This window comes from Gordonia sp. ABKF26, from assembly GCF_041103195.1.
Taxonomy (GTDB): domain Bacteria; phylum Actinomycetota; class Actinomycetes; order Mycobacteriales; family Mycobacteriaceae; genus Gordonia; species Gordonia terrae.
The window spans coordinates 4,687,872-4,707,760 of sequence record NZ_JBGCVZ010000003.1 but is presented as its reverse complement, the minus strand read 5'-3'; the positions used below and the strand labels follow the sequence as shown (position 1 = coordinate 4,707,760).

General features: G+C 68.4%; 16 protein-coding genes and 1 riboswitch. Of the genes, 9 read left to right on the top strand and 7 right to left on the bottom strand.

Annotated elements, in window-relative coordinates; translation table 11 throughout:
- Positions 1-4: 4 nt before the first annotated feature.
- Complete coding sequence (locus tag AB4Z55_RS21775; RefSeq protein WP_369520506.1) at positions 5-3,091, bottom strand: BTAD domain-containing putative transcriptional regulator; 3,087 nt, start codon at positions 3,089-3,091, stop codon at positions 5-7.
- 71 nt (positions 3,092-3,162) lie between these two features.
- On the opposite strand from AB4Z55_RS21775, the gene AB4Z55_RS21770 reads away from it, so the two are divergent.
- The 5 genes from AB4Z55_RS21770 to AB4Z55_RS21750 all read left to right on the top strand — a co-directional run bounded on the left by AB4Z55_RS21770 (position 3,163) and on the right by AB4Z55_RS21750 (position 7,955).
- Positions 3,163-3,858 (top strand): hypothetical protein, encoded by a 696-nt coding sequence (locus AB4Z55_RS21770; protein WP_369520505.1) that lies wholly within the window; start codon positions 3,163-3,165, stop codon positions 3,856-3,858.
- Positions 3,859-3,982: 124 nt separating this feature from the next.
- Positions 3,983-4,534 (top strand): YceI family protein, encoded by a 552-nt coding sequence (locus AB4Z55_RS21765; RefSeq protein ID WP_004021349.1) that lies wholly within the window; start codon positions 3,983-3,985, stop codon positions 4,532-4,534.
- Positions 4,535-4,787: 253 nt separating this feature from the next.
- Positions 4,788-6,503 carry an adenylate/guanylate cyclase domain-containing protein gene (locus AB4Z55_RS21760; protein WP_004021348.1) on the top strand — a complete coding sequence of 572 codons (1,716 nt, stop codon included), beginning with the start codon at positions 4,788-4,790 and terminating at the stop codon, positions 6,501-6,503.
- 121 nt (positions 6,504-6,624) lie between these two features.
- The gene (locus tag AB4Z55_RS21755) at positions 6,625-7,515 is read left to right on the top strand and encodes an oxidoreductase (RefSeq protein ID WP_101820226.1); all 891 of its coding nucleotides are present in this window, start codon (positions 6,625-6,627) and stop codon (positions 7,513-7,515) included.
- A gap of 92 nt (positions 7,516-7,607) precedes the next feature.
- Positions 7,608-7,955 carry a hypothetical protein gene (locus AB4Z55_RS21750; RefSeq protein ID WP_369520504.1) on the top strand — a complete coding sequence of 116 codons (348 nt, stop codon included), beginning with the start codon at positions 7,608-7,610 and terminating at the stop codon, positions 7,953-7,955.
- 33 nt (positions 7,956-7,988) lie between these two features.
- Here AB4Z55_RS21750 and AB4Z55_RS21745 read toward each other — a convergent pair whose 3' ends face one another.
- From AB4Z55_RS21745 to AB4Z55_RS21720, 6 genes are all read right to left on the bottom strand, one after another.
- A complete protein-coding gene (locus AB4Z55_RS21745) occupies positions 7,989-8,507 on the bottom strand; it encodes a hypothetical protein (RefSeq protein ID WP_369520503.1) in 519 nt (172 codons plus the stop codon).
- A gap of 234 nt (positions 8,508-8,741) precedes the next feature.
- Positions 8,742-9,371, bottom strand: a complete 630-nt coding sequence (locus tag AB4Z55_RS21740) for an alpha-ketoglutarate-dependent dioxygenase AlkB (protein ID WP_101820255.1) — start codon at positions 9,369-9,371, stop codon at positions 8,742-8,744.
- Positions 9,372-9,424: 53 nt separating this feature from the next.
- Positions 9,425-9,709: a GIY-YIG nuclease family protein gene (locus AB4Z55_RS21735; protein ID WP_064572140.1), complete on the bottom strand. Its 285-nt coding sequence runs from the start codon at positions 9,707-9,709 to the stop codon at positions 9,425-9,427.
- Positions 9,710-9,985: 276 nt separating this feature from the next.
- Positions 9,986-11,704 (bottom strand): GMC family oxidoreductase, encoded by a 1,719-nt coding sequence (locus AB4Z55_RS21730; protein ID WP_354560417.1) that lies wholly within the window; start codon positions 11,702-11,704, stop codon positions 9,986-9,988.
- Positions 11,701-13,254 (bottom strand): flavin-containing monooxygenase, encoded by a 1,554-nt coding sequence (locus AB4Z55_RS21725; protein ID WP_369520502.1) that lies wholly within the window; start codon positions 13,252-13,254, stop codon positions 11,701-11,703. The genes AB4Z55_RS21730 and AB4Z55_RS21725 overlap by 4 nt, the downstream gene beginning before the upstream one ends.
- Complete coding sequence (locus AB4Z55_RS21720; protein WP_064572139.1) at positions 13,247-13,828, bottom strand: TetR/AcrR family transcriptional regulator; 582 nt, start codon at positions 13,826-13,828, stop codon at positions 13,247-13,249. The genes AB4Z55_RS21725 and AB4Z55_RS21720 overlap by 8 nt, the downstream gene beginning before the upstream one ends.
- 62 nt (positions 13,829-13,890) lie before the next feature.
- A riboswitch (cobalamin riboswitch) is annotated at positions 13,891-14,027 on the top strand.
- 10 nt (positions 14,028-14,037) lie between these two features.
- Between AB4Z55_RS21720 and AB4Z55_RS21715 the strand changes: the two genes are divergently transcribed.
- Genes AB4Z55_RS21715 through AB4Z55_RS21700 form a run of 4 tightly spaced genes read left to right on the top strand, consistent with a single transcriptional unit; the run spans position 14,038 to position 19,853 of the window.
- Positions 14,038-15,648, top strand: a complete 1,611-nt coding sequence (locus tag AB4Z55_RS21715; RefSeq protein WP_369520501.1) for an ABC transporter substrate-binding protein — start codon at positions 14,038-14,040, stop codon at positions 15,646-15,648.
- A 10-nt stretch (positions 15,649-15,658) separates the two neighbouring features.
- Positions 15,659-16,633: an ABC transporter permease gene (locus AB4Z55_RS21710; protein ID WP_369520500.1), complete on the top strand. Its 975-nt coding sequence runs from the start codon at positions 15,659-15,661 to the stop codon at positions 16,631-16,633.
- Positions 16,630-18,909: an ATP-binding cassette domain-containing protein gene (locus AB4Z55_RS21705; RefSeq protein WP_369520499.1), complete on the top strand. Its 2,280-nt coding sequence runs from the start codon at positions 16,630-16,632 to the stop codon at positions 18,907-18,909. Before AB4Z55_RS21710 ends, AB4Z55_RS21705 begins: the two co-directional genes overlap by 4 nt.
- Complete coding sequence (locus tag AB4Z55_RS21700; RefSeq protein WP_239402793.1) at positions 18,870-19,853, top strand: LLM class F420-dependent oxidoreductase; 984 nt, start codon at positions 18,870-18,872, stop codon at positions 19,851-19,853. Before AB4Z55_RS21705 ends, AB4Z55_RS21700 begins: the two co-directional genes overlap by 40 nt.
- The last annotated feature ends 36 nt before the right edge of the window (positions 19,854-19,889 follow it).

The following is a 19,889-nucleotide window of genomic DNA, read 5'->3' as shown; positions in this document are numbered from 1 at the left end:
GGCGTCAGCCGTCGCCGAGTCGATGCTCGGCGCGCCGCAGGTAGGGACGGGCGCCGGTGTCGCGCGCGACCCGTATGGCCTCCCGCAGATCGGCCGAGCCATCCATCCCGACGATCTGGCGTGCTGTTCCTCGATAGAGCGTCACCGGACCCAGGCACACGAGTCCAGGCCACTGCACCAGAAGGCCCGACGACCAGTCCGCGGTGAACGGCTCGATGCGTCCGCAGATCTCGCGCGCGGCATCGCGGTGACGGGGATCGCACGAGATCGCGTACAGCGTCTCGATCAACAGCGGAACCCGGGCGACCACCCGCGAACCCGTCCACCCACCGGCGTCCGCGGTGAGCTCGGTCGCCAGGTCGAGGGCGCGGTCGAGGTCGCCGCTCTCGGCGGCGCCGAGAGCGATGACGAGGGCGAAGTCCTCGTCGACCTCTTCCGCGAGCGCGTCGAACGGCGGCAGCGCCGAGGCGAGGTCGCCTCGATGCCACGCCGCGATCGAGGCGCTGGTCGCCATCGAGGACTCGGCGAGAAGCCTTGCACGGTCTGACAGTTCGCCGACCGTCGCCGCGAACCGTTCGGTCAGCCTCGTGCTGGTCTCATGATCGCCGCGCAGGAGCGCGATCATGACTTGCCACCACAACTGCATGGTCTCCGCGTCGGTGCCACCACCTCGTCCAGCGAGTCGGGTGAACTCGGTCGACAGCCGCCGCGCCAGACGGAGGTCACCTGCCTCCAGCGCACACACACGTCGTAGGTGGAGTGCGGTGAGGCGCTTCTGAATGTCGCCCGCCGACAGTTCGTACAGCTCCCGCGCGATCTTGCGCCGATCCGCCAACCGGTCGGGAACCCACCGCACGAGGAAGTCGGCGAGCGCGATCTCGAAATCCACGGCGCCGCCGCCGTGGACGACCCGTGCGGCCCCGAGGTGATCGTCGGCGCCCGGCAAGCCGAGGACCGTCAACCGGGCTGCCTCCGACGCGTGCAGGCGCGCCGACACCTCTGGGGCCAACGCGTCGCCGTGTGTCAGCGCCTCACGGGCCAGCGCGGCGTCGTCGGACTGCACGACGCCGTAACCGGACCAGTAGCCCGCGACCCCTCGGGGGGTCGACAGCAGCGCGGTGTCGGCGAGGGAGCGCCAGTCCCGCGCAGCCCGACTCGGAGCTGCGGCCGATTCGAGAGACGCAGCCGCGGAATCGAACTCGCCGACACGGAGTGCGGCCTCACCGGCGATCCGGTGCAGCTCGACGGTCGACGACGGGTCCAGCCCGGGAAGGGAGAGCCCGCATCGGGCCAGGTCGAGCGCGCGATGGTCCGCCGACGCGGACAATGCGCGGTGAGCCGCCCGGATACACGCCTGAGTGGCGACGGCGATCGATGCCACGTCGACGGTGCCCCGGAACTCGCTCCTCAGAGGAGTGAGGTCGGTCAGCAGGCCGCTGCGCCGCGCCTCATCGCCCACGCCCCGGCCGAGAGCATCGGCCACCTCGGTGAACACGTCCTCGGGGAGTTCACCTCCGGCCACCGCAGCGATGGTGACGAGTGCACGCGCGGCGTCGGACAGGTCGTCGAAGCGTGTCGAGATCATCGATCGGACCGGTTGGTTCCGATCCCACGATTCACCGGTCGCCGCCGCAACGCACAACTGTTGCGCCAGAGCGGGATTGCCGAGCGACTGGGCGACCAGCGTCTCGGCGTCGAGGTGTGCGGTCTCGCCGAAGTCGCCGAGGCGCTGATCGATGAGGGTGCGGATGTCGTCGGTGCCGAGCTCGCGCAGACGCAGGTCGGCGACCGGGCCGTGCCGATCCAGCGTCGACCGGAGGATTCGGACGGGCTCGGCGTCGGGGTCGCGGGAGGTGACCAGTACCGCCAACGGTGCCTGCCCGATGCCTGCCAGCACCCGGCCCAGCACACGCGCGGAGTCGGTGTCGAGCCATTGGGCGTCGTCGACGAGCAGCACTGATCGCCCGAAATCGGCTACGTCAGACCAGATGTGGGCGGTGAGGTCGGTGACGATTCGCCCGGCCGGGATGGGCGCCGTCGGGCCGGATACGGGTGACTCGCCGAACAGTTCCTCGAGTCCGCAGAACATCGGTCCGGGCGGCCCGGGGCGGCCGATGAAGCGGCGCGCGGTCGCACCGTGTCGGGCGACGAGGTGTTCCACGAGCGCGGTCTTCCCGATGCCCGACGGTCCGACCACGACCGCACCCGCGGGACGGCTCGTACTGGCGTTCCAGACCTGTTCGAGGACAGCGTGTTCCGCGGTGCGGCCGAACAGTTCGCGTGTCGTCCGGGCCGGCGACGGTCGCGCGACGGCAGGGGAGGTCCGCATGACCACGGGCGACGGGTCGAGCAGATCGACTTCGAGGGCGACGGTGTCGGGGTGTGGATCGAGACCCAGTTCGTCGCGCAGGCCCTGCCGGAGCAGGCGCAGGACATCGAGGGCGTCGACAGTGCGTCCGTCGTCGTGCAGTGCGTGGGCAAGTGTCCGCGCGGCGCCCTCGCGGTAGGGATGGCGTCGGCACAGCGGCGTCAGCAGCGCCACCGAACGACGGTGCTCGCCCACGGTGCGCAGCGCGTCGGCGGCGGTCTCGGTGAGTTCGGCCCGCATCTCCTCGAGTCGGACGAGTTCGGGTGCGATGTCGGGGGTGTCGGCGATCTCCGGAAGCGGATCGCCGCGCCAGAGTTCCAGGGCTCGGCACAACACCTCTGCGCCGGCTCGAGGGTCGGTCCGGACCAGCTGCAGTCCTTCTTGTCCGAGTTTGTCCAGCAGGTCGAGGTCGGTGACCGCTCCGTCGCAGCGCAACACGTATCCCGCGGGCACGGTGTCGATGCGCACGACACCGGTGGGGCCGAGCGTCCGGCGCAATCGTGAGACGTAACCGTGCAACGTGCTCACCGCCGACGCCGGTGGACGACCGCGCCACAGCAGTTCGGTCACCCGTTCGGGGGAGCACGCCGTGCGTTCGGCGGTGAGGATGGCCAGCAATTCGGCGTGTTTGCGGGCCGTCATCGTGATCGGCGACCCGTCGGCGGCCGTCACCGACAAAGGGCCCAGGACCCGGATCGCCAGTTGTGGATCGGAAGCCAACACACGCGCCGTTCGTCGGGCCGCACCAGTCGCGCACAAGGCTAACACCAGTGGGGGCCGTCAGCGTTGCGGTCATGACTACCACCGCACACACCCAGAACCAGAACGACAACGCGACCGGCGCCGATGGTCCCGGCCCGTTCCGCAGTCCGAGTTGGCAGGTCCTGCGCCGCCTCAGCGGGGGCGCCCTGACGTTCGGCGGGCTCGCCTGCATCGCCGGCGGCACCCTGCACCCCATCGTCGACGGCGAAGCCCATTCGGTGCAGGCGCTACAGGGGGCGGGCGCGCCATGGGCGCAGATCCTGCTCGCGATCGGCACGACCCTGCTGCTTCTCGGCCTGCCCGGGATGTATGCGTGGCTGGCGCCCCGGATCGGGATCGCCGGACTGATCGGCCTCGTCGCCTACGCGGTCGGCAACCTCGTCACCGCAACCGGTCACCTCACGATCGAATTGTTCGTCGCGTATCCCTTTGCGCACGATCCGGACAAGGCCGCGCTCATCGCTGCCGACGACTCGATGCTGGGCACCACGGCCTTCGAACTGCTCAACACGGTCGGCGGCCTCGTGATGCTCGCCGGGATGGGGATCTTCGGCGTCAGCCTCATCCGCAACCGGGCGGTACCGCTCTGGATCGGGATCCTGACCGTGGTCGGCATGGTCGGGTTCATGCTGCCGATCCCGGCGATCGCCGGGATCTCCGGCTTCATCTACGAGGCGCCCCGCGGAATCGCCATCGCCGCGATCGGAGTGTTGATGTTGCGGAGGTGACGTAGATCACACGGGCGCCGGGGATGAAATCGGACCGCGGTCCGGTTAGTGTCTGGTGATGGGTCGCGAAGGCCCACAGCCACCATTCGAGACCCGAACGAACACTCCCTGGAAGGACCACGACATGACCTCCGCAACCACCGTCAAGGCACCCGTCCCCGCCGGCACCTGGACCATCGACGCCGTGCACTCGGCGATCAACTTCACCGTCAAGCACCTCATGGTCAGCAAGGTCCGCGGTAGCTTCGACACCTTCTCCGGCACCATCACGGTCGACGAGAACGGCACCCCGGCCGTCCAGGCCGAGATCGACGTGACCTCGATCAACACCCGCAACGAGCAGCGTGACGGCCACATCAAGTCCGCCGACTTCTTCGACGCCGAGAAGTTCCCGACGGCCACCTTCGTGTCCACCGGCGTGCGTCAGAACGGCGACGACTACCTGCTCGACGGCGACTTCACCCTGAAGGGCGTCACCAAGCCCGTCACCCTCGAACTCGAGTACCTGGGGACCAACCCCGGCATGGGCCAGGGCACCGTTGCCGGCTTCGAGGCGAAGATCGTGCTCAGCCGTAAGGAGTTCGGCATCGACATCGAGATGCCGCTCGAGGGCGGTGGCGTCGTCGTCGGCGACAAGATCACCATCAACCTCGAGATCGAGGCCCTGCAGGCCTGATCCGCACCTGACCCGAATGGACCGGCACCGTGAGGTGCCGGTCCATTCGTGGTTTCGACACGCCGCGTGGCCGCTTCGCGTCCGCGTGGCGGCTCAACCAGCGGGGGATGGGCGCGTGGCGGCTCAACCAGCGGGGGATGGTCGCGTGGCGCCGGGTCGAAGCCACCTGGCTTGCGACAAGGGTCGTTGGACACCTCTGCGACAGCGCCTCCTTCGGTAGGCTGCGGAGAACGCCGTCAGGCAGGAGAGGCCGATGGGACGACCACGCCGGACCCGTCGTGGTGCGTCGTGGATGCGTCTGCGCCGACGCACCGCGGGTTTTCTGTGGGGCGTGTCGACGGTCCCGAGTCCGCGCGGATGGGCCCGGATCGGGCCGACGATGCGCAGCAAGATCGCTCTTCACGCCACTGTCACCGCGATGACGGCCGTGATCGCCAGCAATGCGGTGATCGGCGTCGAGACCTTCCTGCTCGTCCAACTCGCCTTCAACGGCGGACAACTGACCTTCGACGAGACGCTGGGTGCGCCGAACTTCCCGGTCGTCGTAGGGGCGATCGTCGTCGGCATCCTCACCAACCTGCTGCTCGGAATGCTCGCGGTCCGGCCTCAACTGCGCTGGTTCATCAGCTGCCAACCCGCCGACCATGCCCGACGACGCGCAGTGCAGCGGATACCGATCGTGCAGCTCGGGGTCACGGTCGTCTCCTGGAGCGCGGCAGCCCTGTTCTACGTGTTCATCGCCGAGGAACTGACGACCGCGACCGTCGCGGGCGTCGCGGTGGCCTTCGCGCTGGCCGGTATGTCGAGCGCTTGTCTCACCTACCTGTTCGCCGAGCGCGCCGCCCGGCCCCTGGCTGTCGTCGTTCTCGAGGATTTCCCGACGAATCACGTGATGAACGGTGTGCGGGTACGGATGCTGGCCGTGTGGGCCGTGAGCTCGGCGGTGCCGATGGTCGGTCTGCTGACCGTCAACGCAGGCCGGTGGACCGGTCTGTTGCCCGACGTCTACGGTGCCGTCGACTGGACTACGGTGATCCTGTGCCTGGTGGGTCTCGCATCGGGAGCCCGTGTCATCGCGCTTGTGGGACAAGCGATCACCGACCCGTTGACCGAGATGCGCCGCGCGGTTCACCGCGTCGACCACGGGGACTACAAGGCACGCGTGCCCGTCTACGACTCATCGGAACTCGGCGTGCTGCAACACGGTTTCAACCAGATGGTCGAAGGGCTCGCCGAACGTGACCGCATGCGTGAGATCTTCGCGCGACACGTCGGCGACACCGTGGCCGATCTCGCGATCTCCGACGGGGTCGGCATGCACGGCACCAACAAACGAGTCGGCGTCCTCTTCGTCGACATCGTCGGATCGACGGGACTGGCGCAGCAACGCAGTCCCGATGACACCGCCGCGCTGCTCAATGCGTTCTTCAGCATCGTCGCCGACGTCGTCGACCAGCACTCCGGCTTCGTCAACAAATTCGAGGGCGACGCCGCGCTCGCCGTCTTCGGCGCACCCGTCGAGATCGACGACCCGGCCGGTGCCGCATTGGGAGCGGCCCGCGATCTCGCCGACCGACTGGCCAGCAGCCTCGACATCCGTTGGGGGATAGGCGTTTCCTACGGCGAGGCGTTCGCGGGCAACATCGGCGCCGAACGGCGCTACGAGTACACCGTCATCGGCGACCCGGTGAACGAGTGCGCCCGGTTGTCCGACATGGCCAAGACCGGGCGGATCCCGGCGCTGGCGAGCGGGGCGGCCGTCGAGTCGGCAGGCGAGGAAGCCGAGGAATGGAAGCTTCTCGGTACTCGAATCATGCGCGGACGCTCGGAGCCGACCGCCTTCTACGCGCCGATCCAGCTCGTCGAGCGGCTCGGATCGTCGACCAATCTGATCGCGGAACTGTTGCGGCCTGCCCGGCGGATCGTCGGCGCGAATCCGTTGCGGCTGACGACATTCTTCGGCGGGTAGGCCCGGCGAACGCCGGGGACGTCCACGGCGACTCGTTGACGTCGTCCCGGCCGGTCAATAGCGTGGGCCGCATGGACCCGGCGTCGGTGCCGGGCCTGACAACGCATCCCAGGGGGTCGTGATGAGTGGTTGGACGAATTCAGATGTGCCGGACCAGGCGGGCCGGACGTTCGTGGTGACCGGCGCCAACAGCGGTCTCGGCTATCAGACCGCCAAGGTCCTGGTCCGCGCCGGCGCCGACGTGGTCCTCGCGTGCCGGAACACCGCGAAAGCCGACGCCGTGGCGTCGGAGCTGGGGCCGAAGGCGACCGTCGCGAAACTGGACCTCGCCGACCTCGAATCGGTGCGCAGCTTTGCCGCCGGGATCACCGGCGCCGACGTCCTCATCAACAACGCGGGGCTGATGGCGGTGCCGTTCCGGCGCACCGCCGACGGTTTCGAGATGCAGATCGGCACCAATCATCTCGGGCACTTCGCCCTCACCGCGCTGCTGCTGCCGAAGATCACCGAACGTGTGGTGACCGTGTCCTCGACGATGCACCAGATCGGGGACATCCAACTCGACGACCTGAACTGGGAGCAGCGCCGCTACCGCCGGTGGCGGGCCTACGGCGACTCGAAGATGGCCAACCTGATGTTCGGCAAGGAACTCGCCGCGCGGCTGGCCGCGGCCGGGTCGTCGAAGAAGTCGTTGATCGCCCATCCCGGTTATGCGTCAACGGAATTGCAGGGCAGGAGTGAGAACTTCTCCGACTTCTTCGCGAAGCTGGGCAACAAGCTGCCGATCGCCCAGCCGGCGGCCGACGGCGCGCTGCCACAGCTGTACGCGGCGACCGTGCCGGACGCGGAGTCCGGGACGTTCTTCGGGCCCACCCAGATGTTCGGCATGCGCGGTGCGCCCGGTCGGAGCGGTTACAAGAAGGCCGCCGACAAGACGGAGTTCCGAGCGGCGCTCTGGGAAGAATCCGAGCGGCTGACGGGTGAGAAGTTCGACGTCGGGGCCGCGGGCTGACGAACGGAGTCGGCCACGCGATTCGTTCCCATGATCGGACGAATTGTGTTCGGGATCGAGAACTTCGGACGCTGATGCCATAGATTCTCGGCATGACTCTGTCGAAAGTCTCGATACGAATCGTCCTCGCCGGCGCCGCGTGTGTTGCCGGCGCGGCATTGTCCACCGTCTCGCCTCCGTCGGCGTCGGCCGAACCCACCGGATGTGTGGCGGGTTCGGCCTTCGTCGTGGCGGCGTCGTACTGCAGTGGCGGGACGGGTGAGCATCGGGTCGAAGCGGCCTGCGTCGTACCTTCGCTCTACGCCACGTTGTTCACAGCCCCCGGACCCTGGACGGCGCCTGGCCAGCTGTCCGTCGTGACGATCGGTGCGCCGACGACGTCGCCGACTTCGGCCGGGAGCTGCGTTCTCCCGGTCCTCGCCGGAACCGGGACGCGCTGACACCGAACGCTCGGCCGACGTCCGGCGACGTGACTACTGGACGCTGAACGCGATGCTGTTCGACGCACCCGAGATGGTGTCGGTGACGCGGATGGTGAAATCGCCCGCGCCCTTGAAGAAGTAGGACTTCACCGCAGTGCAGTCCTGCGTCTTGAACAGGGAAGCCTGCTTGGGGACCTTGGGTCCGGACAGACGGACCTCCATGCGGCACTCGTTGCCGTCGACGATCGGCCCGGCGTCGATGATCGAATTCCAGCGCACGCCCAGACGCGAGTTCTTTGGGTAGGTGTTGGGCACGATCGCCTGGGTCTTGTCGGGCGTGTAGACCCACACATTGATCGACTTGATGCCGTTTGGCGCGCCGGGACGACCGAGCTTGCCGTAGTGCGTCACCTTGTCGCCGCCTGACGAACCGAGCGCGGCGCTGCCGGAGTCGAGGCTGCCGCTCGCGCTTCCGAACAGCGTGTCGAACGGGCTCGCGGTCGCCGGCGCGACCGGCAGGGCCAGGGCGGCGGTGGCGAGCAGGGCGGCGGCGATACGGGTGCGCTTCATGACTTCTCTCGGTCCTGGCGGTTTATAACGAAATGATTAAAGCACGATCGCCCGCTGGTTGACCCGGCACCGAGCCGAAGGCACTTGGTGACCTACCCCCGCTGCTCGGCTGGCAGGAGAGCCCTGCCCCCGCTGGCTCGGCGAGCGGGAGAGCCCTACCCCCCGCTGGTTGAGCCGGCTCCGAGCGGAGCGAGGCGCCGAGTCGAAACCACTTGGCGACCGCAACGGCCCACATCACCACACCCCGGGCGGCCTCAGTTGAATGCTGATCCGGGCGCCGACACCACGCACCTTGGGGACCGCGTGCTCCCAGGTGCGTTGGCAACTCCCACCCATGACGAGCAGGTCGCCCGACGACAGCGTGAACTTCAGTGACCGCCCACCACCGCGGGGTCGCAGCATGAGGGGTCGAGGTGAACCGAGCGAGATGATGGCGACCATCGTGTCGTGCGTGGACGCCCGGCCGATCCGGTCACCGTGCCACGCAACCGAGTCATTGCCGTCGCGGTAGAGGCTGATCCCGGCCGTCGAGAATCCCTCGGGCAGCTCGTCGCGGTAGTGCTCGGTCAGCGCGGTGCGTGCGTCGGTGATGATCGGATCGGGGAACCGGTGATCGGCCTGGTAGATGGAGACAAGCCGCGGGACCTCGACCACCCGCTCGTACATACGACGTCGCTCGGCCCGCCAGGGGACACATTCGCTGAGTCGGTCGAAGAGTTCGTCGGCGCCCCTGATCCAGCCGGGACACAGGTCGACCCACGCTCCCTCGGTGAGCGGGCGCCGCGAGATCGAGGTCGCCAGGTTTCCGAGCGTCGGCTCCGCTGACTGCTCAGAGAACAAGGAGCCTTGGGTACCGAGGGACATGGTTGCAGGGTACACCTGAGTAGCACGTGTGTTCGAGTATTCTGCGCCTGCCGTCACCTCCCATCCGCGCGCGACAGTTCCGGCAGCAGGTCGAGCCGGCCCTCGATGAGTGCGGTCCGCTTCGCGCGCGACCAGCCATGGATGCGACGCTCTGCTGCGTAGGCCTCGCCGATGTGCGGGAACTCCTGCTGGTAGACGAGCCGAACCGGCCGACGAGGACGCGTGTAGCGCGATCCGTTCCCCGACTGGTGCTGGTCGAGTCGATGCTCGACGTCCCGGGTGCTGCCGACGTACAGGGTGCCGTCGGAGCATTCGAGGATGTAAAGAAACCCGCTCATGACTCGAGAGTGGTCCCTGTTGATCCAGAGGGCGTGACTGTGTCCACAGCTGATGAACTCTGCGCCGCCTCCATACACAGGCGCGTCTCGCGTACGGGCTGGGTTGGGAGGTCGGGTCACCAGGTGATTTCGACTCGGCGCCTCGCTTCGCTCGGTGCCGGCTCAACCAGCGGTGGGGACTGCCGGGTCAATTAGCGGGGGTGCCGCCAGGTGGTTTCGACTCGGCGCCTCGCTTCGCTCGGCGCCGGCTCAACCAGCAGTGGGGGGGCTTCCGGGTCAACCGGCGCGGGTGGCGTCGGACACCGGCGTGATCGGCAGACGCAGCGCGCCGGGGGCGTGTGCGGGGACGGTCGGACGGTGGGGTTCCACCGGCTCGACGGGACGGTACGACGCTCCGAGCTCGGGGCGCGGGTCGGCCTCCCCGGCGTTGGGCCACATGGCGAGCGCGCGCTCCGCCTGTGCGGTGATCGTGAGCGAGGGATTGACGCCGAGGTTGGCCGAGACGGTCGCGCCGTCGACGATGTGCAGGCCCGGGTGATCGAACACCCGGTGGTAGGGGTCCACCACGCCGTCCAGTGCCGACCGTCCGATCGAGCAACCGCCCAGGAAGTGAGCGGTCATCGGGATGTTGAACAGGTCGACGATGGAACCTCCTGCATCGCCGTCGATCTCGCGTGCGACAGCCCGGACCGCGTCGTGTCCCTCCGGGATCCACGTGGGCGGTGGATCGCCGTCGCCCTGCCTGCTACGCAGCATCGGGCCGAAACGGCCTCGCCGGGAGAACAGTTCGAGTGAGTTGTCGGCAGTCTGCATGACGAGCGCGATGATGGTGCGCTCCGACCAGCGCCGTACGGAGAGGCCGCGCATCGTGATCACCGGGTGGCGGACCATCTCGATCAGTGCCTGCAGCAGCCGCGGCAGCGGACCACCACCGTCGACGAGAATCGCCTGCAACAATCCGATCAGGTTGCTGCCCTTGCCGTATCGCACCGGCTCGATGTGCGTGTGCTCGTTGGGATGGAACGACGACGTGATCGCCACACCCTCGGTGTAGTCGGTCTCGAGGTCGCGCGCGGTGGCGGCCAGTACCGCCTCGGAGTTGGTGCGGACCACCTTGCCCAGGCGCGACGACAGCCCGGGCAGGTGTCCGCCCTGCTGCATGTCCAGCAGGAGCTTGTTGGTGCCGTACGTGCCGGCGGCGAACACCACGTGATCGGCGGTGAACGTGCGGCGCCCGCGGCGCGACCAGCGGCGGCCCGACCGGTGCGCCTCCACGACGTACCCGTCGCCCGAACGGGGACGGACGGTGTCGACGGTCGTCATCGGGATGATGTCCGCGCCGGCCTGCTCGGCCAGGTACAGATAGTTCTTGACGAGCGTGTTCTTCGCCCCCACCGGGCATCCCGTCATACACGCGCCGCAGTCGGTGCAACCGGTGCGTGCCGGACCGGCGCCGCCGAAGAAGGGGTCCTCGACGGTCTTGCCGGCCTCCCCGAAGAACACGCCGACGGGGGTGTGGACGAAGGTGTCGCCGACCCCCATCTCCTCGGCGACCTTGCGGATCACGCGGTCGGCCGGCGTCACCTTCGGGTACGTCGTCACACCGAGCATTCGCGACGCCTGGTCGTAGTACGGGTCGAGCTCGGACGCCCAGTCGGTGATCGACCCCCAGTGCGGGTCGTCGAAGAAGGCGGGCAGCGGCCGGTACAGGGTGTTCGCGTAGTTCAGCGATCCGCCGCCGACGCCGGCACCGGCCATCACGAGCACGTCGCGCAGCAGGTGCATGCGCTGTACGCCGAACAGTCCCAGCGCGGGCGCCCAGACGTAGTCCTTGAGGCGCCAGCTCGTCTTGGGCAGGTCGCCGTCGGAGAAACGCCGTCCGGACTCGACAACCGCGACCCGGTAGCCCTTTTCGGTGAGACGCAGGGCCGCAACCGAACCGCCGAAACCGGAGCCGATGACGATGGCGTCGTAATGGTCTGGGGTCGAACTCACGGTGCGACGGTCCTCTCGGTGTCGGGTTCGGTTGCATCGGTGGCGGCCGCGAGTGGGATCGCGGCGTCGAATCGGTGATCGGCCGGGTCGAACGACGACATCATCCGGCGGAAGTCGCTCGTGAACTTCGGCCACATCACCGAGTTTCGTCCGGTGGAGTCGAGATACCAGCTCGAGCATCCGCCCGAATTCCATACGGTGCGTTCGAGTTCGGGATCGAGGTCGGCGTTGTACCGGTCCTGGGCGGTGTCGGTGACCTCGAAGGTCGACCGGCCGCTGCGGGACAGCTCGGAGAGTGCCTTGCTCATGTAGTACGCCTGCGGTTCCAGCATGAGCACGATCGAGCTGTGACCCAGATTGGTGTTGGGGCCGTACAGGAAGAACAGGTTGGGGAAGCCGTGGATCTCGACGCCGCGGTAGGCGCGCGGCGATCCCGCCCACGCCTGGGCCAGGGTGCGCCCGTCGCGTCCGGTGATCGCCGACGCGATCGGCGGTTCGGTGGGGGTGAACCCGGTGGCGAAGACGACCGTGTCGACCTCGTGTTCGCGGCCCTGGTCGTCGACGGCGCCGCGTGCGGTGAGGCGGGTGATCGCGCCGGTCACCGTTGCATTGTCGCGCTGCAACGCGGGGAACCATTTGTTGGTCAACAGCATCCGCTTGCAACCGATGGTGTAGTCGGGGGTGAGCCGACGGCGCAGGTCGCCGTCACGGACCTGGATCCGCAGCTGCGCCAGCGCGATGGTCTTGGCGATCGGGAGCAGTTTGGGGTTGCGGGCCATCATCAGGACGTAGGCCTCGCGATAGGTCCACACCATCCGCCGGACGAGCCGGTGGACACCGGGGACGCGGCGATAGAGTGCGCGTTCGAGGGAACCGATGGTGCGGTCCAGACGCGGCACGACCCAAGCGGGAGTGCGCTGGAAGACCGTGAGATGTCCGACCTCGTCGACGATCTCGGGCACGATCTGGATCGCCGACGCGCCGGTGCCGACGATCGCGACGCGACGTCCGCGGAGGTCGTGGGAGTGGTCCCACTGAGCGGAGTGGAACACGGTGCCGGTGAACTCATCGGCTCCGGCGACCGGTGGCAGACCCGGCTCGGACAGCGCTCCCGGTGCCGCGACCAGGTAGCGGCAGCGGATCTCGCCATCCGTCGTGACCACGATCCATTCCTGCGCCGCGCCGTCCCAGTGAGCCGATGTGAGTGCACAGTTGTAACGGATCTGGTCGGCGAAATCGGCTGCGACCGAACGTAGATACTGGTGGATCTCGTGGCGGCGACCGTAGGTGTTGGACCAGTCCGGGTTGGGGGCGAAGGACAGGGAGTACAGCGACGTCGGGACGTCGCAGGCCGCGCCCGGGTAGTCGTTCTCGCGCCAGACCCCACCCGCGCCGTCGCCACGTTCGATGGCCAGCGTCTGCAACTGCGGATGATCCGTGCGAAGACGATGCAGGGCGGCGAGACCGCCGAATCCGACGCCGACGACGAGGACGTCCACGCGCCGGGGCAGCGTGTTCTGCTGCGGGAGAGTCGGACTGGGTTCAGTCATGGGTCAGGAGTTCCTTCCATACGGGCAGGAGGTGGTCGAGCAGCGCGCGGTCGGCGTCGGGTGAGCGCAGGATGCGCGACACCGCCAATCCGCGTGCGAGTTCGATGGAGAGTTCGAGTTCCGCGGCGGTGTACCGGTCGCCGAACAACTCGGCACAACCGACGGCGAGTGCGTCGGACACCTGCTGTTCGAGCGGGATGATCGCGGTTCGCAATCCGACGTCGCAGCGGGCGGCGACCCACAGCTCGAGAGCGGCGTCGAACAGCGGGCCGCTGAATGCCTCGATGAGTATCTCGAGTCCCTCGTCACCCGTCCGGGGCCGCGACAGGATCTCTGCCAGCCGACGCTCGACCAGGTGTCCGACCGCGGCGACCACCAGTGATTCCCGGGTGGGGAAGTGATGCAGGAGAGCGCCGCGGGAGATACCCGCTCGGCGGTTGACCTCCTGCGTCGTGGTGGCGGCGTAGCCGACGTCGACCAGGGCGTCGACGGTCGCGTCGAGGATGAGCGCACGCGTGGTCGCGGTGCGTTCGGCCTGCGTGCGTCGGCGCGGGGCTCGGGTGGGCTCGGTCACATCGACGACGATAGCACAAACAGTCCGGACTGCTTGTAAGTTCCGGGGATCATCCACCGCACGCCGCATGCGATGTCGTGATTGTCCACTCCGTACGATGACCGGGACGCAAGGGAACCCGGTGCGAATCCGGGGCTGTCCCGCAACTGTGACCCGACCTCGATCGGGAAGCCAGATCGCTTGCGTCTTCGCGACCCACGAGGATGGACATGAAAAATTCAAGATCGACAGCTGCGCACGCAGCTCCCGAATTGACCCGACGCCGGCTGCTACGCGGAGCCGGTGGGATCGCCGGCCTCGCCGGTCTCGGCGCGGTGGGCCTGCTCGCCGGTTGTGCCGACCGGCCGAGCCCGGCAGGCGCTCCGAGCGGCGGTACCCCGGTCCCCGGCGGCACATTGCGCGTCGTCTTCGCGGGCACCTCGGCGACCGCCGATGTCCTCGACCCGCACGTCGTCGGCCACTCGGCGGGTGGCGCACTGTCCAAGGCGGTGTGGGATCACCTCGTCGACTACAACAACGACCTCACCCTCGACTATCGGCTCGCCGAGTCGCTGGAACCCAACGCCGACGGCTCGCAGTGGCGGATGGCGCTGCGCCGGGGCGTCGAGTTCAGTGACGGTTCGCCGTTCACGTCTCGCGATGTCATGTGGAGTCTCGAGCGCATGCTCGACGAGGAGAAACCGTCGGCCGGTGACCTCGACATCATCGACCTGTCCCGCACCAGGCCCGACGGCGATCACGCCGTCGTGGTGTCGATGAGAGAACCCGTCGCCGACTTCGGTTCGGTGCTCGCCGGTTGGTACGTCTACGTGATCAAGGACGGTACGACGGAATTCACGCCGTCGTCGCTTCCCGTGGGGACCGGCCCGTTCGTTCTGGAGTCGTGGTCGCCGGGCGACCGGTCGGTGTTGACCCGCAACGAGAGCCACTGGGATCAGCGGCCGCACCTCGACGGGCTGGAGATCCTTCAGGTCGCCGAAGCCGACGCCAGATTCAACGCGTTCGGCTCGCAGGAGGCCGACGTCGTCTACGAACTCTCGCCGGCGCAGGGCAACATCCTGCGATCGCAGTCCGACGTCTACCTCGTGACGCCGCCGGTGGGCACGATGAGCTCGTTCACGATGCGTACCGACCTCGCGCCGTTCGACGATCCGCGAGTACGCGAGGCCCTCAAGCTGTCGGTGGACCGGCAGGCGATGGTCGACAAGGTGTATTACGGGTTCGCCGAGGTCGGCAACGACCTGTACGGCAAGGGCGCACCGTTCTACGCCGACATGCCGCAACGCGCGTACGACCCGGAACGAGCTCGCCGCCTGCTCCGAGAGGCGGGCAAGGAGAACCTCGTCGTCACCCTGCACACCGCGGACGTCAGTCCCGGCCAGTTGGCCTCGGCGACCCTCTTCGCCGAGCAGGCCAAGGCCGCCGGGATCACCGTCAACCTCGCTGTCGAGCCGGGCGACACCTACTTCTCCCAGTTCGTCGGGTCAAAGCCCCTCACCCAGTCCGGTTGGTGGAACTACAGTCTGGACTACTTCTACGGGCAGACCCTCACCTCGGACGCCCCGGCCAACGCGACCGCCTGGCGTCGTCCCGCGTGGGATGCCACCTTCGCCCAGGCTCGCGCCGAGATGGAGCCGGCTCGCCGTGGTGAGTTGTACCGGGAACTGCAGGACGAACTCTGGAACGACAGCGGTTACCTCATCCACAGTTTCGCCCTGCAGCCGACGGGCGTCCGCAACACCGTGCAGGGCATCACCGACGGGGTGCCCGGCACCGGGCAGTGGGCCTCCTTCACGGGCACCTGGCTCCAGCAGCGCTAGGGGACTCGTCGTGTTGCGGTATGTCGCGGGCCGGTTGGCCGGGGCGTTGGCCGTGCTCGCTGTCGTTGCGGTGTCGATCTTCGTGCTCTTCGAACTGCTCCCGGGTGATGCCGCCACGACCCGGTTGTCGAGAGGAGCCGCGGGCCAACCGGATCCGGCTCAGGTGGCCGCTCTGCGCGCGGAACTGGGACTCGATCGTCCGGCAGTCGTACGGTTCCTCGACTGGGCAGGCGGTTTCCTCACCGGGGACCTCGGCGTGTCGCAACTCTCGGGCCGTCCGGTCGCCGAGATCCTCGACGGGCGACTCGCGAACTCGGTGATCCTCGCGATCGTCACCGTCGTCGTCCTGGTCCCGGCGGCGCTGGCGATCGGCGTCGCCGCCGGCGCACGGCCGGGTTCGCGCTGGGACCGGTTGCTCAGTACTGCGGCGCTCGCGGCGGAATCCGTCCCCGCGTTCGTGGTCGGTGTCGTACTGATTGCCTGGGTGGCGATCGGGATGGGGGTGCTGCCCGCGGTGTCGCTCGTACCGACGGGCACATCGGCGCTCGACCGTCCGGAGGTGCTGGTGCTACCGGTGCTGTGCCTGCTCATCGGGCTGGCACCGCATCCGGTGCGACTCGTCCGCGCCCAGATGGCGGAAGCGATGCGCGCGCCGTACATCTCGGCGGCGCGGGCGAACGGGGTCGGCGAATTCCGGCTCGTCGTGCGTCATGCGGCGCCCAACGCGATCTCCGCGTCGGTGCAACCGCTGGCGGGAGCCGTCGTCGGGCTCGTCGGCGGTATCGCGGTCATCGAAGTCGTGTTCGCGTATCCGGGTGTGGCGCACGAACTCCTGCGGGCCATCTCCGGACGCGATCTGATCTTCGTGCAGTCGGTGGCGGTGCTGTTGGCCGCGTACGGACTAGTCGTGTACCTGCTTGCCGACATCGTGGCACTCGGCTCGTCACCGGCCGCGCGTGGTGTCATCGGACGTGGGCGGTCATGAGTACGCGCTCTCGACGGCTCGTCGGCCCCGCTGCGGTGTTGGTCGTCCTCGTGATCGTCATCGTCCTCGGGCCGTTCGTCGCACCGTTCTCGCCGACCGCGATCGCCTCGGTGCCGTTCGAGACACCGTCGTCGAACCATTGGCTCGGAACCGATTTCGTCGGACGCGACGTCCTGTCGCGAGTCCTGCACGGTGGTCACCGGCTGGTGTTGATGACCGCGGTGGCGTTGTCGGTGTCGTACGTGGTCGGCGTTCTCCTCGGAGTCACCGCGGGAATGTCACGCCGGCTCGACGGCTGGGTGATGCGCCCGGTCGACGCGATCACCGTCCTGCCATGGTTTCTCCTGCTCGTGGTCATCGCGACGACGATGGGGAAGGGCCCGGTCGCGGTGTGCCTCACCGTCGGAGTCGCGACGGTGCCATGGGTGGCGAAGATCGTGCGGACGGCGACGATCGAACTCATGGACGCGGGTTTCGTCGAAGCCGCGATCGCCCGCGGCGAGACACTGCGATGGATCGCGGTGGCCCAGGTACTGCCGAACCTGCGGCCGGTGTTGCTGGCCGACGCCGGGATACGGGTCTCCGGAACCATCGCGCTCGTCACCGCGGGCAGCTTCCTCGGTCTCGGAGTGACTCAGCCACAGCCGGACTGGGCGTTGATGGTCACCGAGAACAAGGGCGGGATGGCGTTGACCCCCTGGCCGGTCGTCGTGCCTGCCGTATGCATCGCAGCGCTGGTCGTGGCGGTGAACCTGCTCGTCGACCGGTTGTCCGAACCCCCCGAGCCCTCACCTCGTGGTCCGCGACAACGTGTCCGGCGGCCGCTGGGCCGTCCGGATGCCACGGCCGGGAACCCGATATCGGTGTCGGGGCTCACGGTGGCGGCACCTGATGGCACCCCGCTCGTCGCGATCGACGCTCTCGAGGTCCGCCGTGGCGAGACCCTGGCCGTCGTCGGACCCTCCGGTGCCGGAAAGACCACGACGGCACTCGCTCTCGTCGACGCGCTGCCACCCGGATTCGTCACCGCCGGGACCGTGCGTGTGCAGGCTCCCGCCGACGGCGGTAGACGGCTCGGATACGTACCGCAGGACCCCGGTACCTCGCTCAACCCGTCCATGCGGATCGGTTCGGCCCTCCGAGAAGTCCGACGCGCCCACCGGTCGCGTCGTGCCCGGGACATCGAGATCCTGCTCGCCGAACTCGGATTGCCGACGGACCGCGAGTTCCTCCGCAGGTATCCGGCGCAGCTGTCCGGCGGCCAGCAACAACGGGTTCTCCTCGCGATCGCCCTCCTCGGCTCCCCGGGCGTGCTCGTCCTCGACGAGCCGACGAGCGGTCTGGACGCGGCCACGGCGGACGAACTGGTCGGGGTGTTGGACCGTCTCCGCAGTGGACGCACGGTCATCGTCATCACCCATGACCTGCACCGTATCTCGCGTATCGTCGATCGAGTCGTGATGCTCGACGGCGGGCGGATCACCGGTGAGTGCCAGGCCGACGAGTTACCTGCATCGCATGTTCCGGCGGCGGTGGCGCCCGCGGCCCGATTCGTCGACGACGCCGGCCCACGCGTCGTCGTGCGCGGCGTCACGGCAGGCCATGGCCGCGCCACCGTGCTGCACGACGTCTCGTTCGAGATCGGGCGGGGTGAGTGTCTGGCGATCGTCGGACGTTCGGGCGCCGGAAAGTCGACGCTCGCGCGGTGTCTGGCGGGTCTGCATCCCCCGACCGACGGTGAGCTGCTGCTCGACGGCGCGCGCCTGGCGTCGACCGCCCGTGACCGCAGCATCGATCAGCGGCGCGCGATCAGCATGGTCTACCAGAATCCGCGACGCAGCCTCGACCCCCGGCGGACGGTCGGCCGGGAACTGCGCCGGGTACTCCGGGTGTTGCGCGGACTCGACGGCGTTGCCGCGGACCGCGAGATCGCGTCATTGCTGGCGGCGGTCCACCTCTGCCCGGAGATGCTCGATCGCCGCCCCGGCGAGTTGTCCGGCGGCCAGATCCAGCGCGTGGCGATCGCACGGGCACTCGCCGGCGGTCCGGACGTCCTGATCTGCGATGAGATCACGTCGTCGCTGGACGAGGTGGCCGCGGACGCGGTCCTGAGGATCCTCGAGGAACTCCGGGCGACGGGAACCTCGATGCTGCTGATCTCCCACGATGCGCAGACCGTGCGGCGGATGGCCGATCAGGTCCGGACGATGATCGACGGCCGCGTAAGTTGGACGGCATGCGATTCGGACTCTTCATTCCGCAGGGCTGGCGTCTAGATCTCGTGGGTGTGGACCCCGCGGACCAGTGGGGGGTGATGTCCTCGGTCGCCGACCGCGCCGAGTCGGGCGGATGGGACTCGGTCTGGGTCTACGACCACTTCCACACCGTGCCGCTGCCGACGGACGAGGCCACCCACGAGGCCTGGACCCTGGTGGCCGCACTGGCCGCCACCACCAGTCGCGTGGAGATCGGCCAGATGTGCACCGCGATGAGTTACCGCAACCCGATGTACCTGGCCAAGGTCGCCGCCACCGCCGACCTGATCTCCGGGGGCCGCGTGCAGATGGGCATCGGCGGCGGTTGGTACGAACACGAATGGCGCGCATACGGATACGGATTCCCGTCGGCGGGCGAGCGCCTCGCGCGGCTCGACGAGGGCGTGCAGATCATGAAACAGGCCTGGGAACAGGGCCGCGCGACGCTCGACGGCAAGCACTACACCGTCGACGACGCCATCTGCGCCCCGCAGCCCACGGCCGGACGGCTGCCGCTGTGGATCGCCGGCGGCGGGGAGAAGAAGACGCTGCGGATCGCGGCGAAGTACGCGGACTACACCAACTTCGACGGCACACCCGACGGATTCGTGCACAAATCGGCAGTGCTGCAACAGCATTGTGCCGACCTCGGACGCGACTTCGAGGCGATCACCCGCTCGGCCAACTACAACATCATGCTCGGCGAGACCGAAGCCGAGGTGGAACGCAAGCTCGCCGACCTCGAAGCCCGGCTCAGCAAGACGGTCGGGCCCGACGCGGCTGCCGGCAGCATGGGCGCGTTCCGCGGTATGCCCGGCGTCGGAACCCCGGAACAGGTCGCGGAGAACCTCCGCGGCCTCGCCGATGCCGGTCTGGCATACGGGATCTGTTACTTCCCGAACATCGCCGTCGACCGCGAGGACCTCGAGTTGTTCGAGGAGCGAGTGGTTCCGGCGCTGCGCTGAGTGGCTTCGGTCGCCTGGTGGTTTCGACTCGGCGCC